This is a genomic window from Rhodococcus sp. D-46 (genome assembly GCF_011290655.1).
GTDB lineage: Bacteria > Actinomycetota > Actinomycetes > Mycobacteriales > Mycobacteriaceae > Rhodococcus_F > Rhodococcus_F qingshengii.
In genome coordinates this window covers 220,614-239,865 of record NZ_JAANTF010000011.1, presented here as the reverse complement: position 1 = coordinate 239,865, position 19,252 = coordinate 220,614, and the positions used below count along the sequence as shown (strand labels likewise).

19 protein-coding genes are annotated in these 19,252 nt (G+C 63.4%); 4 read left to right on the top strand and 15 right to left on the bottom strand.

The window, feature by feature from the left end; all coding sequences use genetic code 11:
• Window positions 1–126 precede the first annotated feature (126 nt).
• On the top strand, window positions 127–1,299 hold the full coding sequence (glgA, locus tag G9U53_RS27485) for a glycogen synthase (RefSeq protein ID WP_165639636.1): 1,173 nt from the start codon (window positions 127–129) through the stop codon (window positions 1,297–1,299).
• 6 nt (window positions 1,300–1,305) lie between these two features.
• Here glgA and G9U53_RS27480 read toward each other — a convergent pair whose 3' ends face one another.
• The 10 genes from G9U53_RS27480 to dapE form a co-directional block, all read right to left on the bottom strand.
• Window positions 1,306–2,145: a putative RNA methyltransferase gene (locus G9U53_RS27480; RefSeq protein ID WP_165639635.1), complete on the bottom strand. Its 840-nt coding sequence runs from the start codon at window positions 2,143–2,145 to the stop codon at window positions 1,306–1,308.
• Between the two features lie 117 nt (window positions 2,146–2,262).
• Window positions 2,263–2,430, bottom strand: a complete 168-nt coding sequence (locus G9U53_RS27475) for a DUF3117 domain-containing protein (RefSeq protein WP_003945169.1) — start codon at window positions 2,428–2,430, stop codon at window positions 2,263–2,265.
• Window positions 2,431–2,581: 151 nt separating this feature from the next.
• Window positions 2,582–3,151 (bottom strand): DNA-3-methyladenine glycosylase I, encoded by a 570-nt coding sequence (locus tag G9U53_RS27470; protein WP_003945189.1) that lies wholly within the window; start codon window positions 3,149–3,151, stop codon window positions 2,582–2,584.
• Window positions 3,151–3,528, bottom strand: coding sequence for a DivIVA domain-containing protein (locus G9U53_RS27465; RefSeq protein ID WP_003945181.1), 378 nt, complete (start codon window positions 3,526–3,528; stop codon window positions 3,151–3,153). Before G9U53_RS27465 ends, G9U53_RS27470 begins: the two co-directional genes overlap by 1 nt.
• A gap of 32 nt (window positions 3,529–3,560) precedes the next feature.
• Entirely contained in the window at window positions 3,561–4,502 is a 942-nt protein-coding gene (locus G9U53_RS27460; protein ID WP_019749363.1) for a glucosyl-3-phosphoglycerate synthase, read from the bottom strand.
• The gene (gene folP, locus G9U53_RS27455) at window positions 4,499–5,398 is read right to left on the bottom strand and encodes a dihydropteroate synthase (RefSeq protein WP_030536944.1); all 900 of its coding nucleotides are present in this window, start codon (window positions 5,396–5,398) and stop codon (window positions 4,499–4,501) included. Before folP ends, G9U53_RS27460 begins: the two co-directional genes overlap by 4 nt.
• 30 nt (window positions 5,399–5,428) lie before the next feature.
• A complete protein-coding gene (locus G9U53_RS27450) occupies window positions 5,429–7,201 on the bottom strand; it encodes a long-chain-acyl-CoA synthetase (RefSeq protein ID WP_003945170.1) in 1,773 nt (590 codons plus the stop codon).
• Between the two features lie 112 nt (window positions 7,202–7,313).
• Entirely contained in the window at window positions 7,314–7,871 is a 558-nt protein-coding gene (locus G9U53_RS27445) for a TIGR00730 family Rossman fold protein (RefSeq protein ID WP_003945191.1), read from the bottom strand.
• Window positions 7,865–8,668 (bottom strand): TIGR00730 family Rossman fold protein, encoded by an 804-nt coding sequence (locus G9U53_RS27440; RefSeq protein ID WP_003945176.1) that lies wholly within the window; start codon window positions 8,666–8,668, stop codon window positions 7,865–7,867. Before G9U53_RS27440 ends, G9U53_RS27445 begins: the two co-directional genes overlap by 7 nt.
• Window positions 8,669–8,684: 16 nt before the next feature.
• Window positions 8,685–9,755: a succinyl-diaminopimelate desuccinylase gene (dapE, locus tag G9U53_RS27435; RefSeq protein WP_174519520.1), complete on the bottom strand. Its 1,071-nt coding sequence runs from the start codon at window positions 9,753–9,755 to the stop codon at window positions 8,685–8,687.
• Between the two features lie 49 nt (window positions 9,756–9,804).
• Between dapE and dapD the strand changes: the two genes are divergently transcribed.
• Together dapD and G9U53_RS27425 are read left to right on the top strand one after the other, a co-directional pair.
• Window positions 9,805–10,758, top strand: coding sequence for a 2,3,4,5-tetrahydropyridine-2,6-dicarboxylate N-succinyltransferase (dapD, locus tag G9U53_RS27430; RefSeq protein ID WP_019749368.1), 954 nt, complete (start codon window positions 9,805–9,807; stop codon window positions 10,756–10,758).
• On the top strand, window positions 10,758–12,140 hold the full coding sequence (locus G9U53_RS27425; RefSeq protein ID WP_165639634.1) for an amino acid permease: 1,383 nt from the start codon (window positions 10,758–10,760) through the stop codon (window positions 12,138–12,140). The genes dapD and G9U53_RS27425 overlap by 1 nt, the downstream gene beginning before the upstream one ends.
• 9 nt (window positions 12,141–12,149) lie before the next feature.
• On the opposite strand, the gene G9U53_RS27420 is transcribed toward G9U53_RS27425, so the two are convergent.
• Together G9U53_RS27420 and G9U53_RS27415 are read right to left on the bottom strand one after the other, a co-directional pair.
• Window positions 12,150–12,908 (bottom strand): ABC transporter permease, encoded by a 759-nt coding sequence (locus G9U53_RS27420; protein WP_165639633.1) that lies wholly within the window; start codon window positions 12,906–12,908, stop codon window positions 12,150–12,152.
• On the bottom strand, window positions 12,908–13,897 hold the full coding sequence (locus G9U53_RS27415; RefSeq protein ID WP_165639632.1) for an ATP-binding cassette domain-containing protein: 990 nt from the start codon (window positions 13,895–13,897) through the stop codon (window positions 12,908–12,910). The genes G9U53_RS27420 and G9U53_RS27415 overlap by 1 nt, the downstream gene beginning before the upstream one ends.
• Before the next feature lie 124 nt (window positions 13,898–14,021).
• Between G9U53_RS27415 and G9U53_RS27410 the strand changes: the two genes are divergently transcribed.
• Window positions 14,022–15,329, top strand: coding sequence for an HNH endonuclease signature motif containing protein (locus G9U53_RS27410; protein WP_058226004.1), 1,308 nt, complete (start codon window positions 14,022–14,024; stop codon window positions 15,327–15,329).
• On the opposite strand, the gene G9U53_RS27405 is transcribed toward G9U53_RS27410, so the two are convergent.
• The 3 genes from G9U53_RS27405 to G9U53_RS27395 form a co-directional block, all read right to left on the bottom strand.
• Window positions 15,326–16,927, bottom strand: coding sequence for a substrate-binding and VWA domain-containing protein (locus G9U53_RS27405; protein WP_042926345.1), 1,602 nt, complete (start codon window positions 16,925–16,927; stop codon window positions 15,326–15,328). The two genes, G9U53_RS27410 and G9U53_RS27405, sit on opposite strands and share 4 nt — an antisense overlap.
• Window positions 16,928–17,140: 213 nt before the next feature.
• A complete protein-coding gene (locus tag G9U53_RS27400; protein ID WP_007726254.1) occupies window positions 17,141–18,553 on the bottom strand; it encodes an acyl-CoA synthetase in 1,413 nt (470 codons plus the stop codon).
• 12 nt (window positions 18,554–18,565) lie between these two features.
• Window positions 18,566–19,246, bottom strand: coding sequence for a hypothetical protein (locus G9U53_RS27395; protein WP_007726255.1), 681 nt, complete (start codon window positions 19,244–19,246; stop codon window positions 18,566–18,568).
• Window positions 19,247–19,252 lie beyond the last annotated feature (6 nt).

The window sequence follows — 19,252 nt, the reverse complement described above, 5'->3', positions numbered from 1 at the left end:
AACCTATCCGCACTGGTGAACTCCCGCTAGCGAAGCAGTCCGAGAGGTCCGATCGTGTCCCCCTCCGAACGGCCGGGGATAACGCGATCGGTAGCCGGATCGACCACGGGCGGTTAGGTTTAGCGCGTGCGAGTCGCGATGATGACCAAGGAATACCCGCCGGAGATCTACGGCGGCGCAGGAGTACACGTAACCGAGCTCGTCGCTCAGATGAAACGGCTGTGCGAGGTCGACGTGCACTGCATAGGCGCCCCGCGCGAAGGCGCGATCGTCCACTCTCCCGACCCCGCTCTCGCCGGATCCAACCCGGCCCTGACGACGCTCTCCACCGAACTGCGCATGGCGGACGCCGCGGCCGGTGTCGACATCGTCCACTCCCACACCTGGTACACCGGACTGGCCGGGCATCTCGCGTCGGCTCTCTACGACGTGCCGCACATCCTCACCGCGCACTCACTCGAGCCCAGACGCCCGTGGAAGGCCGAACAGCTAGGCGGCGGCTATCGGATCTCGTCGTGGTCCGAACGCAACGCCGTCGAGCACGCAGACGCGATCATCGCCGTCAGTTCCGGTATGCGACTCGACGTCCTCGACGCGTACCCCGCTGTCGATCCGAGTCGCGTTCACGTAGTCCGCAACGGAATCGACACCGAGGTATGGCATCCCGGGGGATCTGCGCCGGGAGCACAGTCCGCACTCGCGTCGATCGGCGTCGACCCGGCGAAACCCATCGTGGCCTTTGTCGGACGCATCACGAGGCAGAAGGGCGTCGGGCACCTCGTCGCGGCAGCCCACCACTTCGACCCGGAGATTCAGCTCGTGCTGTGCGCCGGCGCTCCCGATACGCCGGAGATCGCCGCCGAGACGGAGAAGGCGGTGGCCGAACTCGCCCGGCACCGGGGCAATGTCTACTGGGTGCGCGAGATGCTCCCGACCGAGCAGATCAGGGAAATACTTTCGGCAGCAACGGTATTCGTCTGCCCTTCGGTGTACGAACCCCTCGGGATCGTCAATCTCGAAGCCATGGCGTGTGAGACCGCCGTGGTCGCTTCCGACGTCGGCGGCATCCCCGAGGTGGTCGCCGACGGCGTCACCGGTCGACTCGTGCACTACAACGCCTACGAGCCGAACGCATTCGAGGAATCGCTCGCGGCCACCGTCAATGCCGTTGTCGCCGACCGAGAAGGCGCCGACGCGATGGGTCGTGCGGGCAGGATCCGTGCGATCGACGAGTTCTCCTGGGCCGAAATCGCCAAGCAGACGCTCGAGGTCTACGCGGACGCCGTCACGAGACGCTGATCCGCGTCAGATCTTGCGATAGGTCGAGACCGTCGCCGACGCGGTGACGGTACTCGGCTGCGGCAGCTTCGCCACGGCGGCAGCCAGATCGGCGGGCGTCAGGTGTCTCGCCGACGGTCCCATCCCCACCAAGTCGAGGACGTCCTGGTGTGAGAGTGACATCGTGAACTCGACCTCGTCGCTACTCACACGCTCGAAGTATCCGGCCATCGACGATTCGAGACGTTCCACTTTGCGGTCGTCGACCCGGACCATCGCGAGAATGTCGATCAGCTCGCGCAGATGCCTGTCGGTGGGCGTCAGGACCACCAGAGCGCCGTCTTCGGCGAGAACTCGATGGGACTGCGGACCGTTACGAGGAGCAAACACACAGAGCACATGAGAGAGCGCTCCGCCGCGAATGGGCAGTGGTTGCCAGACGTCTGCGACGATCGAACCGATTCTTTCGTGGACCTTCGCGGCACGCCGGGCCGCGAACTTGGACACGTCCAAGGCTATCGCCCGAGAATCAGGCAGCGAATCCACGACGTGTGCGAGGTATTGTCCTGTGCCTGCGCCGATTTCGACGATCCGCGCGGGATCCGACCCCGCCGTCGTCGCGCAGGCCCGGGTGACGGCATCCATCAGCGGGCCGAAGTGGCCGGCGCCGAGCAATCGTGCACGCGCGGCAATCATCTCGGCACTGTCGCCGGTGAACTTCGTGGCACCGCCACTGATCAGGCTCACGTAACCCTGACGAGCGATATCGAATCGATGTCCGCGGTCGCACTCGGCGGCGCCGTCCACCAATTCCAGATCAGCAGCACACTGCGGGCAGGACAGAAGATCGATCACGGCGGCAAGCATTGATCCGTCCTTTCGGCTACCGGCGGTGCGCACACACTTCAGGCCCCGTACCGAAACGGATACGGAGCCTGCGTGCAATCACGTGCTGTTGTTCGTACTGCTACAACCTGGACCCGACTAGCTGGTGACGTTCGTGAGTTCCACACCGAGCGCTGCAGCTTCATCCGGGGTCAGCTCGACGACGAGGCGTCCGCCACCCTCGAGTGGAACCCGCATGACGATTCCTCGTCCCTCTTTGGTTGCTTCGAGGGGACCGTCCCCGGTCCGGGGCTTCATGGCCGCCATCCTCTGCTCCCTCCAGATCTGCGCTGCATTGCTCTGCGCCTCGACTAACGGTGCGCCCCGCCAACAATCAGCGAGGCTCGTACCCTCCATTGTTCCCTATGGATGCGGGAACCGGGAATCTGAGTCACATTTAGGGGTGTTCAGTCGACCGTCACACCTGCGCCGGAACCCAGCAATCAGCCACGTGATCATCGACCATTCCGGTGGCCTGCATGAGCGCATAAGCCGTGGTAGGACCCACAAACTTGAACCCGCGCCGCTTGAGTTCCTTAGCCATGGCAGTCGACTCGGGAGTGACCGCGGGAACCTCTGCAATTGATGTCAGTCTTCTGGTGCGTCGAGGCGGCGAGAACGACCAGAGTAACGAATCGAGGTCCAGATCGGGCGAATTCACGAGCACTCGGGCGTTGGAAATCGTCGCCTCGATCTTCGCGCGATTGCGGACGATCGCGGCATCGGAGAGCAATCTCTCGACATCCGCAACTCCGTACGCTGCGACCTTGTCCGGATCGAACCCGTCGAAGGCTTCGCGGAACGCCTCGCGTTTGCGCAGAATCGTGATCCACGAAAGTCCCGATTGGAATGCTTCGAGGGCGAGTCGTTCGAACAGTTCGTCGCGCCCGTGCAGCGGACGCCCCCACTCCTCGTCGTGATAGTCGCGGTAGAGCGTGTCGCCGGGCGTCTCGACCACCCAGCCGCACCGAACCAGTCCGTCGGCCATCAGCCCTGGGAATCCTTCGATTCGGATACGGTCTCAGGCTCCTCCTGCGATGCTTCTGCCTTGGCCGGAGCATCCGCTTTCACCAGGACCTCAGACCGCTCGTCACGGCCCAGTTGTGCACGCAGAGAATCGATTTCCAACCCGAGGCGATGCAGGGCCCAATCCACTTCACTCGCCTTGTAGCCACGCAGCACCTGCTGAAAACGCAGCGCGTCGACATCCGCCCCGGTGACGTCCTCTGCCGGGAGTACGGTCGCCGTCGTGCCAGGAGGCAGCGGCGGCAGCTCTTCCGAGCGCCCGAACACAGCGCTGGCGGCGAGGAAGATCATCGCGCCGACCAGAGCCATGACAATCAGGTACAGGAGGATCGTCATCATGGACCGATACTCCCATACCCGAGTGTGAGCGGTCAGACCCCCGCGGTGCGCACTATCGAATTCATCGGGGGTCGATCGAGTAGCGAAACCTCGGTGGTCTCGGGCACGAAAGAATCGCCGTCGACCAGGAATTGGGTCAACCCGGCACCCGAATCCTCGATCCCGCACCGCCTGAGCATCGTTCCGATGATCTGCCGGCTCATCACGCCGAGGTCGGCGAGCGGCCGGTTGCGATGCTTGCGCACACCGAGATTGACCTGACCGATCGCCGCCAGCCCCAACGTGTCGTACGTGTCGAGCAGCAAACCGATCTCGACGCCGTAGCCGGGCGCGAACGGCACAGCGGACAGCAGCTCACGGGTGCCCGCGTATTCACCGCCAAGCGGTTGCAGTACCGACGTGAGTTCCGGCCGCAGCGCGGCCAACATGGGCCGCGCAACCAATTCCGTGACTCGCCCGCCGCCGTTGGCATCCTCCGTGCCGCTCACGCGCAGCGGACGGCGGTAGTAGCCCTTCACCAGATGGATGCCGTCAACCGTGAGCAGTGGCCCCAGCAGTTTGGGCACGAACGCCGGATCGGGATTGATGAGATCGGAGTCGACGAATGCGATCAGATCGCCGGTCGTTGCGGCGACCGAACGCCACAGCACCTCACCCTTGCCCGCGGTCGGCGGGATGGACGGGACTGCGCTCTCACGACTGATCACCGTCGCCCCCGCCGCGCGAGCACGCTCGGCGGTACGGTCGGTCGAACCGGAATCGAGAACGATCAACTCGTCGACCAAACCACCGAGCAACGGATGAATGGTGTCGACCACCGCAGCAACGGTGTCCTCTTCGTTGAGCGCGGGCAACACCACCGAGACGGTTCGGCCGCCCTTCGCCCGTTCAAGTTCTGCGACCGTCCAACTCGGATGGTCCCAACTGTTGGCTTCTGCCCATACGCGGGTCGGGCCCGCACCGGTGATGCTCATGCCAGACCTCGAACCGTACGTACCGGGGCACGGCGTCCCTGGATCGCGGCCACCATGTCGACGACTCGACGGGTGGACGCCACCTCGTGAACACGGAACACCCGGGCGCCGCCCGCCGCGGCCATTGCTGTCGCTGCCAATGTTCCCTCCAACCTCTCGGAAAGCTCCACACCAAGAGTCTCCCCGATGAAGTCCTTATTACTCAGCGCCATCAGCACTGGCCACCCGGTGTTTACAAGAACGTCCACTTTCCGCAACAACTCGAGCCCGTGAAAGGTGTTCTTACCGAAATCGTGGGTGGGATCGATCAGGATCGCGTCACGCGGAACCCCGAGTGCCAGGGCGCGCTCTGCCGCCGACACGACCTCGGTGACCACATCTGCGACGACGTCGTCGTAGCGGACACGATGCGGGCGGGTGCGCGGAACCGCGCCACCCGTGTGCGAGCAGACGATCCCGGCACCAGTCTCGGCAGCAACCAGGACGAGGTCGGGATCCGCACCCGCCCACGTGTCGTTGATCAGGTCGGCGCCTTCGGCGCGTGCCAACCGCGCGACGCCGCTCCGCCAGGTGTCGACGCTGATGATCAGCTCGGGGTACTTGGCTCTGATCGCGGCGACGAACGGAACGACTCGCCTGACCTCTTCGTCGGCGTCGACGAGGTCACCGGGCCCAGCTTTCACTCCCCCGATGTCCACCAGATCGGCGCCCTCGTCGACGGCCCTGTCGACGGCAGCCATCGCTGCCGAATCCGAGAACGTCGCGCCCTGGTCGTAGAAGGAATCGGGAGTGCGGTTGACGATGGCCATCACCAGTGCACGGTCGACCGCGACCGGACGCCCACACAGGGTGGGCGCCGGACCTGGCTGCGCGGTAGAACCGGGGAGTGAAGACATGCCACTCATACTGGCATGACGGAACTCGGTCTAGCCCTTGGGTACCGAGCCCGCCGCGACCTTTCCGACGTATTCGTCGTACGAGTCCACGTAACCACCCTCGCGGCCTTCGAGAACGTGCAGAGTGTCGGCGCCGACGTCGTAACCCTCGTTGCGCAATTCCACCTTGCGCGACTTGAAAGTGCTGGTGTGTTCGAGTGAGTCGACGATGCGGATGAACAGCGGGACCGCGTAGTTGGGGAGCTTGCCGTAGAGGTGTGCCGCGACTTCACTTCCCTCCAAGCTCTGACCGTCCCGCAGCTTGACCGCCGCCATGCCCGCGCGACCGTCGGTGCCCGGAATCTCTACGCCGTAGACAACTGCTTCCTCGACGGCCGGGTGCGAACTCAGCGCGCCCTCGACCTCCGTGGTGGCGACGTTCTCTCCCTTCCAACGGAAGGTGTCGCCGAGACGGTCGACGAAGGCGACGTGGCCCCATCCCTGCTTGCGCACCAGGTCTCCGGTGTCGAACCAGGTGTCGTCGTCCTTGAATCCGCCGCGTACCAGTTTGCTGTTGCTCGCCGCTTCGTCGGTGTAACCGTCGAAAGGCGCCCGGTCGGTGACCTTCGACAGCAGGAGTCCGACCTGACCCGTGGAAACCTTGCGGAGTCGACCGTCGGCTCCTCGCAACGCTTTTCCGGTGTCCTCGTCGAACTCCACGACGGCGTGCGGCAACGGGCAGATGCCTGCTGTCTTGTCGACGTTGAGTGCGTTGACGAACGCGATGTTGCATTCGCTCGCACCGTAGAACTCGGCGACGCGGGGTATGCCGAACCGCTGGGTGAATTCGGCCCAGATCTCAGGGCGCAGACCGTTACCCACCATCAGCCGAACAGCATTGTCGCTGTCGGTCGGCTTGACCGGCTGGTTGAGCAGATAGCGGCACAGTTCGCCGATGTAGGTGAACGCGGTCGCCTTGTTGAGTGCGATGTCGTCCCAGAACCGCGAGGCCGAGAACTGACGTCCGATCGCGATTGTCGCACCGGACGCGAGCACCGAGGACAGCGAGACCGTCAACGCGTTGTTGTGGTAGAGCGGCAGGCAGCAGTACAGGGTGTCCGAGCCGCGCAAGCGCACGCCCATCAACCCGAGCCCCGACATCGACTTCAACCAACGGAAGTGAGTCATCAAGCTGGCCTTGGGCATTCCGGTTGTGCCCGAGGTGAAGATGTAGAACGCCTTCTCCTTTGCCAGCACCTCGGCGGTGACCGCGGGGTTGGACGGATCAGCCGTCTTCGCCAGATCCGCGAGTTCGCTGACGAGAAGTTGGTTCGGTCCGCTAAATCCGGCGGGCAACGATTCGAGGGCTTCTTCGCACTCGTCGGCGACCACCAGGACGCGCGCATCGAGGAGCGTAAGGCTGTGTGCCAGAACGTCGTCGCGCTGGTTGTAGTTCAGCATGCCCGCTGCCGCGCCGAGTTTTACCGCGGCCAAGGCGATCAGCAGCGCTTCGGGAGTGTTCTTTGCCAGCACTCCGACGACGTCTCCGCGGTCGACTCCTCGACCACGGAGAACGTCCGCGTAGCGGTTCACCAGTTCGTTGGCCTCCGCGTAACTGGTCGCGTGGCCCTCGAACCGGATGAACGGGCGCGACGGGTGCGCGTGCGCGGCCTTCTGGAAGATCAACCCGATCGATTCCTTGGCCGAAGGCTTACGGGTGAGCCCGGCGGCCCCCCGCGCCAGGATCGGCACCTCGGTGATCATCGACGGCAGTTTTGCCGCCAGATCGAGCAGGCCGACGGTCGAACGGGCTTCCGAACTCATGGCTCCCCTAACACGTATCCGGCGCCCATTCGGCCGCCCAGTCTGCGGCCACCTTACTGCACGGTAATAAAGCCCGCCATGCCCCAGGTCAGGGTTTCACGCACGCGTCTGATCAGGATTTGACGCACGCGTCGAGCGCGGCCTCGACGTCCGTCCTCACCAGCAGAGTGTCCAGCGCCTGACGCCCGACGAAGCCGGTCCCGTCGAGCTTGTTCAACCACTCGAGCAGGCCGGTGAAGTGGCCGACGGGATCGAGCATCACGACAGGTTTCTCGTGCATTCCCAGGTAGCCGGCTGTCCACGTCTCGAACAACTCTTCCAGCGTCCCGATTCCGCCGGGCAGCGTGATGAACGCGTCGGCGTGGTCTTCCATCAGCTTCTTGCGTTCGCGCATGGTGTCCGTGACGATCAGCTCGTCGGCATCGACGTCGGCAACTTCCTTGTGCACCAAGGCCTTCGGGATGACGCCGACGGTCCAGGCACCCGCCGCGCGAGCGGACTCGGCGACAGCGCCCATCATCGACACGTTGCCGCCACCCGAGACCAACTGCCATCCGCGTCGACCGATCGCGGTTCCCACCTCGGCAGCCAACGCCAGGAACGATTCGTCCACCGGACCCGACGCGCAGTAGACGCAGATCGAGTACTTCTTGTCGGAATCGGTCACCATTCTTCTTCTTTCCCCAGATCTGCGGCCTCGTCGACGCCCTTGTCGGCGTTGAGGACGATTCGTACTGCTTCTTCCACACTGTCGGTGACGTGCAGCAAGTTCACGTCACCTTCGGAAATCTTGCCGTCACGCTCGAGGGTGCCGCGGATCCAATCGACGAGTCCGGACCAGTACTCGGTACCGAACAGGACGATCGGGAAGCGCGTGACCTTGTGGGTCTGCACCAGGGTGAGTGCCTCGAACAGCTCGTCGAGTGTTCCGAAGCCACCCGGCAGGCAGATGAATGCCTGGGAGTACTTCACGAACATCGTCTTGCGTGCGAAGAAGTACCGGAAGTTGATTCCGAGATCCACCCACTCGTTGAGTCCCTGCTCGAACGGCAACTCGATGCCGAGGCCGATCGAGTACCCGCCGGCCTCACTGCAACCGCGGTTGGCAGCTTCCATCACTCCTGGCCCACCACCGGTGATGACGGCGTACCCGGCCTCGGCCAACGCCGTTCCCAGCTCGCGCCCGGATTGGTACTCGGGATGATCGACCGTGGTGCGGGCCGAACCGAACACCGTCACCGCACGCGGGACCTCGGCGAGTGCGCCGAAACCTTCGATGAATTCGCTCTGGATACGCAGCACACGCCACGGATCGGTGTGTACCCAATCCGTGGGTCCGCGCTTGTCGAGCAAGCGCTGATCCGTCGTGGTCTTCTCGTCCTTGCGCTTGCGTCGAAGCTGAACCGGCCCGCGGTGCTTGATCGACGAGCTCTGCTTCTTCGAAGCCGAATTCTTCTCTGGTGCCATGCGGCAAGGCTAACGGTCAGGCCGACAGATACTTCCTCAGCACGGCCGCGACGTCGGTGATCTGCTGCACCGGAACGTGCTCGTCGCGCTTGTGCGCGAGGTTCGGATCACCCGGTCCGTAGTTCACGGCAGGAATGCCGAGCGCCGAGAACCTGGACACGTCGGTCCACCCGTACTTCGCACGGAACTGACCACCGGCCGCCTCGATCAGGGCGGCAGCGGACGGGTTCGCCAAGCCGGGCAGCGCGCCGGGCGAGGAGTCGGTGACCTCGAATCCGAGGCCCAGACCGTCGAACACTTCGCGCACGTGCGCCTCGGCTTGTACCTCGCTGCGATCGGGCGCGAATCGGAAATTGACGTCCATCTCGGCTTCGTCCGGGACGACGTTTCCGGCGACACCGCCGGAGATCCGCACCGCCGACAAGCCCTCGCGGTAGCCGCAACCGTCGATGTCGACCGAGCGCGGCTGGTACGCCGACAACCGCTCCAACGCTCCGCCGAACTTGTGAATGGCATTGTCCCCCAGCCAGGACCTGGCCGAATGGGCGCGAGTTCCCGAAGCCGTCAACCGCACCCGCATCGTGCCCTGACACCCGGCCTCGATGAAACCGGCCGTCGGCTCACCGAGAATTGCGACGTCCGCCGCGAGCCATTGCGGGATCTCGCGTTCGATCCGTCCCAGGCCGTTGTACGTTGCGGCGATCTCTTCGCAGTCGTAGAAGACGAGGGTCAGATCGTGGGCCAGGTTCTCGATGGTGGCCGCAAGGTGCAGGAAGACCGCGTCGCCCGACTTCATGTCCACGGTCCCGCAGCCGTGCAGGATGTCGCCGTCACGCCGCGAAGGAACGTTGTCCGCGATCGGCACCGTATCCAGATGTCCGGCGAGCATGACCCGACTGGGCAAACCACGCGACGTACGCGCCAACACGGCATTGCCGTTGCGGATGATCTCGAAGCCCGAAGTCTGCTCACGCAACGCATCCTCGACAGCCTGCGCGATGACGGATTCGTCGTGCGAGACGCTGGGGATGTCGACCAGGGCGGCCGTCAAGTCGATGGGGTCCGAAGCAAGATCGAGGATGCTCACACGCACCAGCCTAGGCCGGTGCACCCACCACCCAGTAATCTCTAGTCCCGTGAGCGCACAGGGAGCAACAGCAGTAGGTATCGCCAACGTGACCGCGGACGGAACCGTCCTCGACACCTGGTTCCCGGCACCGGAGCTGGGAACATTCGACAAGACCGGTACCGAGAACGTCGAGGGAACAGATATTCCTTCCGATCTTGCACTGCTGGCAGGCACTGATGACGCTCGCGAGGTATCGCAGGTCGTCGTGCGCACCACCATCGCCGATCTCTCCAAGGCGCCGGTCGACGCACATGACGTCTACCTGCGCCTCCATCTCCTCTCGCACCGTCTCGTCGCACCCCACGGTGTCAACCTCGACGGCCAGTTCGGCCTGCTCAGCAACGTCGTGTGGACCAACTTCGGCCCGTGCGCCGTCGAAGGTTTCGAGCAGGTTCGCTCGCGTCTGCGCATCCGCGGCGTCGTGACCGTGTTCAGCGTCGACAAGTTCCCCCGCATGGTCGACTACGTCGTGCCGTCCGGAGTTCGCATCGGTGACGCGGACCGTGTCCGACTCGGTGCACACCTCGCCAGCGGAACGACCGTCATGCACGAGGGCTTCGTCAACTTCAACGCCGGCACCCTCGGCAACTCGATGGTCGAAGGCCGCATCTCCGCGGGCGTCGTCGTCGACGACGGATCCGATGTGGGCGGCGGCGCCTCGATCATGGGCACCCTCTCCGGTGGAGGCAAGGAAACGATCTCCCTCGGCAAGCGCTGCCTCCTCGGCGCAAACGCCGGCCTCGGCATTTCGCTCGGCGACGACTGCGTCCTCGAAGCGGGCCTCTACGTCACCGCCGGCACCAAGGTCACCGGCCCGGACGGAACCGTCGTCAAGGCCAAGGAACTGAGCGGCAAGTCGAACCTTCTCTTCCGTCGTAACTCGGTCTCGGGTGCCGTCGAGGTCGTGCCGTGGAAGGGCACCGGCGTCGAACTGAACGCTGCTTTGCACGCCAACGACTGATGACTGACACCGACGTCTCCGACGGAACAACCACTGCTCTCGGCCACGGTCTCAAGGTCCGCCATCTGACGATGATGGGCTTGGGCTCGGCCATCGGCGCCGGCCTGTTCCTCGGAACCGGCGTCGGTATCGCCAAGGCCGGGCCGGCCGTCCTGATCTCCTACATCCTTGCGGGCGCCGTCGTGGTGTTCGTGATGCGCATGCTCGGCGAGATGGGCGCCGCGATCCCGGCCAGCGGTTCCTTCTCTCACTACGCGCGCCTGGGGATCGGCGAGTGGGCCGGCTTCGTGATGGGCTGGCTCTACTGGTTCATGCTGATCATGGTGCTGGGCGCCGAGATCACCGGGGCTTCGGCGATCGTGAACGACTGGGTGCCGTCGATCCCGCAATGGGTTGTCGCCCTGGTTTTCGTGGTGTTCTTCGCCGTGGTGAACCTGGCGAAAGTCAGCAACTTCGGTGAGTTCGAGTTCTGGTTCGCCGCAATCAAAGTCACCGTCATCATCGGCTTCCTGATCATCGGTGTCCTGCTGGTGTTCGGTCTCCTCCCCGATACCGACCCGGTCGGTACGAGCAATCTATTCGGGCAGGGCGGCTTCATGCCCAATGGATTGTCCGGCATAGCCGCAGGACTTCTCGTCGTGGCATTCGCCTTCGGTGGGATCGAGATCGTCACCATCGCCGCAGCCGAATCCGAGAATCCGGAACGCTCCATCGCCGTCGCTGTCCGGAGCGTCGTGTGGCGCATCAGCGTCTTCTACATCGGCGCCATCTCGATCATGGTTCTGGTGCTGCCCTGGAACGACCCCGAACTCGAGAGCGGCCCGTTTGTGGCCGTCCTGAACAAGGCGAACATTCCAGGCGTTGCCGGGTTCATGGAACTCGTCGTAGTGGTGGCGTTGCTTTCCGCCTTCAACGCCAACATCTACGGCACCTCTCGCATGGCGTTCTCACTTTCGCGCCGCGGCGACGGACCCGCCTTCATGGCGAAACTATCGAGCACCGGAGTTCCGACCAATGCCGTTCTGCTGTCGGTGTTCTTCGGTTTCGTCAGCGTCCTGCTCAACTGGCTGCTCCCCGACGACCTGCTCGGCATCCTGCTCAACGCAGTCGGCGCTGCGCTGCTGGTCATCTGGATCTTCATCGTCGTCTCGCATCTGCGACTGCGAAAACAACTCGAAGCGTCGGGCAAGCTGACGGTTCGGATGTGGCTGTTCCCGTATCTGAGCTACGCGACACTCGCGATGCTCGGTGTGTTCGTCGTCCTCATGCTCTTCGACGCCGATGCCCGTGCACAGTTGATCTCGACCACCGTGTTGTTCCTCGTGATCGCGGCATTGGGTTTCCTGAACGCCCGTTGGCGTAAGCAGAATCAGCCCGTCTGATCCGTGTGCCTATGCATCCCGCCTGTTCACGACGACGATGCTGAGACCGAATACGACGAGCACGAAGAGGGCGAAGTAGATCAGGCTGCCCCAGGGTCCCCAGTGGAAATCGACGCCACCGCTGGAACCGAGAAAGTTGTTGGCGTTCATGAACGGCAGGAACGGCATGATCTTCTCGCCGATATTTCCGAACAGGTTGAAAAGATTCTCGATCAGCAAGGGCCACAACAGCAATAATGCGATCGCACCTGCAGACTGCCGGAGCAACGCGCCCACTCCGACTGCTAGAACTACGCAGAAGAACGCGTAGATCGGTGTTCCGTAGACGACCCGCCAGTTCTCGTCGCCGGACAGAGTCAAGAATCTTCCGGCGTCACCTGCCGTGGCCTTCGTGAGGGCGAAGGCGCCGAACGACAACACGAGAGTCAGCACCGCTCCGAACCCACCGATGAGGCCCGCTTTGGCGACGAGCACCGAGGCGCGGTTCGGAACTGCCTGGAAGGTGGTGCGGATGGTCCCGAAACGATATTCGCTGGTGATCGCGAGAGCCGCCATGATCATCAGAACCAACACACCGAAGCCGGTCACTCCACTGAGTGCCCCCGAAACTGTCGGCATCATTGCACCGTTGGGGCTGCTGAGCGACGACTTGGCGCTCAGTCCGAAAACGGTAGCGAGTCCCAACCCGAGCACGATGATGATGATCGTGCACCACAGCGGCGACTTGGTCGTGGTGATCTTGATACGTTCAGCACTGAGAACAGCCATTACAGTGCACCTCCCATAGCCTGCTGCGTGTTTGCCTGCTGTGTATTTGCGTGGTGTGCACCGACACCCGGATCGACACCGGATGCGTGGTACTGGACATCGTCCCCGGTCAACTTCATGAACGCATCCTCGAGCGACCCCTGCTGAGAAGCCAACTCGTACAACACGATCCCCTGCGAACCAGCCAACCCACCGATCACATCGGTGGTCGAATCCACCACCACCAATGCCGGGGCAACACCGGAACCGTCCTCACGCACCGTCAACCCCTGCGAGAGCAACACACTGCGCAACGCATCGAGCTGAGGACTACGCACCCGCACCGTCGACTCCGACGAACGATCCACGAACTCCGCCACCGTCGAATCCGAAATCAACCGACCCCGACCGATCACCACCAACTGCTCCGCCGTGAGCGCCATCTCCGACAGAAGATGACTCGACACCAACACCGTGCGGCCCTCGGCCGCCAACCGCTGCATGAACTTACGAATCCAGACGATGCCCTCCGGATCGAGACCGTTGACCGGCTCGTCGAACAACAACACCTTCGGATCCCCCAACAACGCACCCGCCAACCCCAGACGCTGCGACATACCGAGCGAGAACCCGCCGGCCTTCTTGCCCGCCACCTCGGACAATCCGACCAACCCGAGCACCTCGTCGACGCGGGACTTCGGGATCCCGTTCGAAGCAGCCATCCACTGCAGATGCGCACGCGCACTGCGATTGGGGTGCACCCACTTCGCATCCAGCAACGCGCCGACCGTCCGCAATGGCGTCTTGAGCTCCCGATACGGCTTGCCCTCGATCAACGCCACACCCGACGTCGGCTGATCCAAACCCAGGATCATCCGCATCGTCGTCGACTTACCGGCACCGTTCGGGCCCAGGAAGCCCGTCACGATGCCCGGCTTGACCGTGAACGACAAATCGTCCACCGCTTTCGTCGGTCCGTAAACCTTGGTCAATCCCCTCAGCTCGATCATGAGGACCAGTCAACCATGAAAACCGAACTGTCGGAACTTTCAGACGCCAACGGAGAAAGGCGTTGCGTCCGTTCGCTGTCGAGGCTAGTATCGAATGTATGTTCGACACTACCGGGGGGTAAAAGTGACGACGCAAGTATCTGAACAGGCCATATCCAAACAGGCGATATCCGAAGAGACCATCGGACAATTCCGAGCATCACTCGTCAGCATGGATCGATCCATCGACAACGCAGCACGCGTGGATCTTCTGCGCGCTTTGGAAGAGTTGAAGGCCAGTTGCGCTGGTGCCCAGGCATTGCTGGCTGCCGATCTCGACGCGTTCACCCGCAACGACCGCAGCGAACGGGGAGTGCCGCGCGCATACCAAGGCCGTGGAATCAACGCGCAGATTGCCCTCGCACGGCGAGAGTCGGCTTGGTTCGGAACTCAGCATCTGAACCTGGCCCGCGCACTGAACGACGAGATGCCGCACACACTTCGACTACTCGTCGACGGCTCCATCAGTGAGCATCAGGCGACGATCCTCATGCGCGAGACTTCATGTCTCACCGCCCAGGATCGCGCTACGTTGGATCGCGAGTTCTGCTGCGACGCTGCAATCTTGGACGGATGCGGCAACCATCAACTGACACAAAGAATCCGCGCACGCGCTGCCGAAATAGACTCCGACAGTGTTGCCAGACGAGCACGCAAAGCCGTGGGAGACAGACGAGTGACGTCACGGCCTGCGCCCGACACGATGTGCTGGCTCAATGTGTTTCTTCCCGCGGCCGAAGGTATCGCCGTGCACGCCACGCTCAGGCGCGACGCAGATTCCGTACTTGCCGGCGGGGACAAGCGCACCCGAGCGCAAATCATGGCTGATCTCCTGGTCGAGCGGGTTACCGGAATCGGCCGCGCCACACCGACACCCGTCACCGTGAATCTGGTTGTCTCCGACCAGTCATTGTTGGGCGACAATTCCGCCCCGGCGTACGTCCACGGGTACGGACCTGTACCAGCCGCTATTGCACGCGAATGGATCACCAAGGCCAGCGAAGACTCCGAAACGGTGGCAACGGTCCGAAAGCTCTACGCACGCCCCGATACGGGCGCGCTGACCGCAATGGAATCCACGGCGAGAACCTTCCCGAAGGGGTTGGCGCGATTGATCGAACTCCGTGATCGAAGCTGCCGTACTCCGTGGTGCGACGCGCCGGTTCGCCACCGCGACCACATTCGCGATCACTCGAGGGGTGGACTCACCAGCGCAGCCAACGGTGCCGGGTTGTGTGCGGCATGCAATTACGCGAAACAGGGCTCGGACTGGACTGCCGAACCTGTACCAGGTAACCGGCACACCTTCACCACGACGACACCTACCGGGCACCGGTATTCGTCTGAGGCTCCGCCACTTCCGGCACCCTGGACCAGTCCGGATGCGGCCTAAGTTCCTCGGTGAGCCAATGCGTTCACGAACACCTCGGAAATCTCCGAGGGGTCACGAGCGATGTACGTCGAACCGCCCGTCACGCGGGAGATATCGGCGAGCGCCGCCGCATCTGCGTCATCGGTGATGCCGATGGTGACGATGATGACCGGACGCGCCGGATCCTGCTCGCGTGCAAGAACATCGAGCAACTGTTCACGGCTGATGCTGTCAGGATCTTCGTTTGCGCCGTCGGTCAAGATGATGACGCTGTTGACCGCTCGCGGATCGTACGATTCCTGAACCTTACGGAATGCGGCCAGAGTCGTGTCGTACAAACCTGTGGCGCCACGTTTGAGTTCGGTGAGCCGGTTCGCCTGATCTGCCATCAACTTTCGTTGAGTCACACCGTCGACGATCGTGTCGTAGCGCCTGATCGGCACCAATTCCTGGAAGTCCTGGGTTCCGTTCATACCTTGGGAAAACGCCCAGAGACCGGCAGCGACGCTGTCTGGGAAGACCTGATTGCCGGCCAGAGCAGCAGCAGTGGTCAACTGCATGCGCGTCTTGCCGCCTGCAGCCGGGTAGTCCATCGACGCAGACACGTCGATCGCAACGAGTGTCCGGATCGGCTTGGCCATCAGAGCCCAAGCGCCCAGCGTTTGATCGGCCACCGACTGTTCGGACACGGTCAGTGCCGTGACGTCACCGACTCCACCTTCGACGGCTCCACCGCCGGAAGTACGGAACCCGCTGCGCGTCAGCACTTCCTGAGCAGATTCACTGTGCAACAGCTCGGCGATGGCGTCACTCTTCTTGGCTGCGGCGTAGTGCCGGTCCGGTGCCGAAGCACTGACCACCAGGGGGTAATCCATGATCATGGTTCCCGTCGCCGGTACTGTCGCGGAAATCTTCGACTCGGCCTTCGTGAACTCGACGACCTGTTGCTCGGTCGAAACACCGACCTTTCCGGAGCTGACCAATTCGGTGAGCATCTTCTGTCCTACCGGCTGATCTTCGGTACGAACACTCTCCGCTTGCGCATGGGGTACGAGTGCCGCTCGAACGGATTCGGAGGTGGCCCCGGTTTCCGCGAGAGCTCCGAGAATGGGCGCCGACGCAACCCCTGTGAACAACGGATTGCCCAACGCCAGATCGGGAACCTGTAGCGCCGCGAGCCAACTGGCAAACTGTTCGCCACCGCCGGAGGCGAGAACGACAGGCGAGGTGGCGATCGAACCGCCGGCGGCAGCGACCGGCCCCTTGGCCGTCAATGCAGCTTTGCCCACCCACGCTGTCGAATCCGGTATCCACATGTCCGGAGCGTCCACGCCCTTACCTAAAGTTCCCGCAACGTCCCCGGGCAGCGCAGAGGTAACCGTGATCCGCGAACAGCCTGTCTGCTCCGGCGACGATTCTGCGAGGATCTCCGTGACTGCCGGCGCGATCGCAGGATCCGCTGCCAGCGAGTACTCGTCGACGCTCTCGCAGGAATCGGACTGTGTTGCCTTGAAGACCACCACCCCGGTGGCGATTACCGCGACGGCAACCAACCCACCCACTGCGTAGAACCCGATCGACCGCCCGCTGTCAGGACTCGAATGCCGTCCGCCCGCCATGAAATCTGCCCTTCCGAGGCCACTCGCACTCAGGCATACCGACGGTATGCGCGCGACTGGAACTGTCCCTACCGGGCGGTAGTGTAGCCAAGAACACAGAAATTCCAACTAGCGCTGAATCGTCGGAGAACCGGCGAGCCCACATTTCGGGACAGGCCGGCCGAATTCACGAACCTTCAAGCGTCGCAGCGACTTTTCAGCAAACTGACCTGCCTAGAGCAGCTCACGCTTCTGAACCTTGCCCATCGCGTTACGTGGCAGAGTCTCGGCAAATCGAACCTCACGGGGACGCTTGTGCGCCGACAACTCCGCCCCGACCAACTCGACCAATTCGGCTTCGGTGACCTCGGGAGTCCCGGGCTTACGGACTACGACGGCGATGATCCGTTGCCCCAGATCGGCGTCGGGGACACCGATCACCGCAACTTCGGACACCGAAGGGTGCCCGAGGATGGCGGTCTCGATCTCGCCGGCGCCGACTCTGAATCCACCGGATTTGATCAAGTCGATGGATTCGCGGCCGACGATTCGGTGGAACCCACCCTCGTCGATGACGGCGACGTCACCGGTCTTGAAGTAGCCGTCCTCCGTCCAGGACTCGGCGGTTGCGTCCGGACGGTTCAAGTAGCCGTCGAAAAGCATCGGCCCACGTACCTGTAGGCCGCCGATACTCTCGCCGTCGTGCGGCACATCGTTGCCCTTCTCGTCACGAAGACGAGTCTCGACTCCGCGCAGCGGCACGCCGACCCACCCCGGGCGTCGCTCGCCGTCGAAACGCGTGCTCAGGGTCAGCATCGTCTCACTCATGCCGTAACGCTCGATGGGCGTCAATCCTGTTCGCTCCCGCAGCTTTTCGAAGACCGGCACGGGAAGCGGCGCACTACCGGAGACCAGAAGTCGGGCACCGGACAACGCGCGGGCAGCTTCTTCGTCTTCGGCGATACGCGACCAGACGGTGGGGACACCGAAGTAGAGGGAGCCCTTGGCCCTTGCGTAGTTTTCCGGCGTCGGCTTGACGGTGTGGATCACCCGGCTGCCGATCCGGAGGGGGCCGAGGATTCCGAGAATCAGTCCGTGCACGTGGAAGAGCGGAAGCCCGTGTACGAGGGTGTCTCGCCACGTCCAGTCCCAGGCCTCGGCGAGCGCGTCGAGCCCGGCTGCGATAGCCGAGCGACTGAGCAGAACGCCCTTCGGTGGGCCGGTAGTTCCGGACGTGTACAGGACGAATGCTGTGGACTGCGGTGCCGGTTCGGGATAGCTGTGCCACGAGCGAGCGTGCAATCGGACGGGAACCACGGGCAGGCCTTCGCAGTGGTCGTCCGTTTCGCCGAGCCACGCCTGGGCACCGGAGTCACGCAGAATGTGCTCTCGCTCAGCCTTCCCCGAGTCCGGCGGGACCGGCACAACGGTGACGCCGGCAATCAACGCCCCGACGACGGCGAGAATCGTTTTTGCTGTGGGAGTTGCCAATACGGCAACCCGATCGGCCTGCGCCACTCGCTCCGCGACCGAGGTCGCGGCACCGAGAATGGCACTCCGCGAGAGAACCGTGTCACCGATCGTCACGGCGTCGTCGAGGTCGTCACCGCGGGCAACAGCAAGGGGGTTCAAGGATCTCAGCAGCACCACGACAGCATCTCACAGCGCGGATGGTCGCAAACTTTCTCCTGCCCGACGCGCGTCCATCGAGTGCGGAGGGAACAGCGTCACCAGCGCAGCCCCCAAGAGCGCCCCGGAAAGCACCGCGAATCCGTGTGCGTCGTCGACCGTCACCAATGTTGCGCCGCCGACGACAATCACGACTGTCAGAACAATCTCAGGCATTCGCGGGCGCACCAGAACGCCGATCCCCGCGGCCGCCGCTGCCAGAGCAAGCGTGGCACCGGAGTTGCCTGCGCCGGTCGACGGGAAGACTGCGGTGGTGAGCAAACCGAACAACAGTTGACCGAGCAGGAAGAGAGCCCAGCCACGTGCGGCGCCCCAGAGCCGAAACGCAAGCGGTGCAACCACGGCCAGCGTCGCGAGATTGGTGACAGTTCCTGCGGCCCCTCCGTCCTGAACGAGCACGGAGGTCAGAATGCGCCACCATTGCCCGTCACGAATCAACGCGGGATCACGACGAAACATCTCGAGCAGTCCCGGCATCGCCGCCTGCAAGATGGAAGGCACTGCAACCATCAGCCAGAGGAGAGCTGCCGAGAGTGGGAATTCTCCGAAAACTCGACGACTTTTCAACCACACGAGCATCAGTGCAACCGAGGCAGCAACGACAGCAAAAATCAGTACCGCGTCCAAGCCGCCGGTCCCTGAGGTGGTCACAGCGCG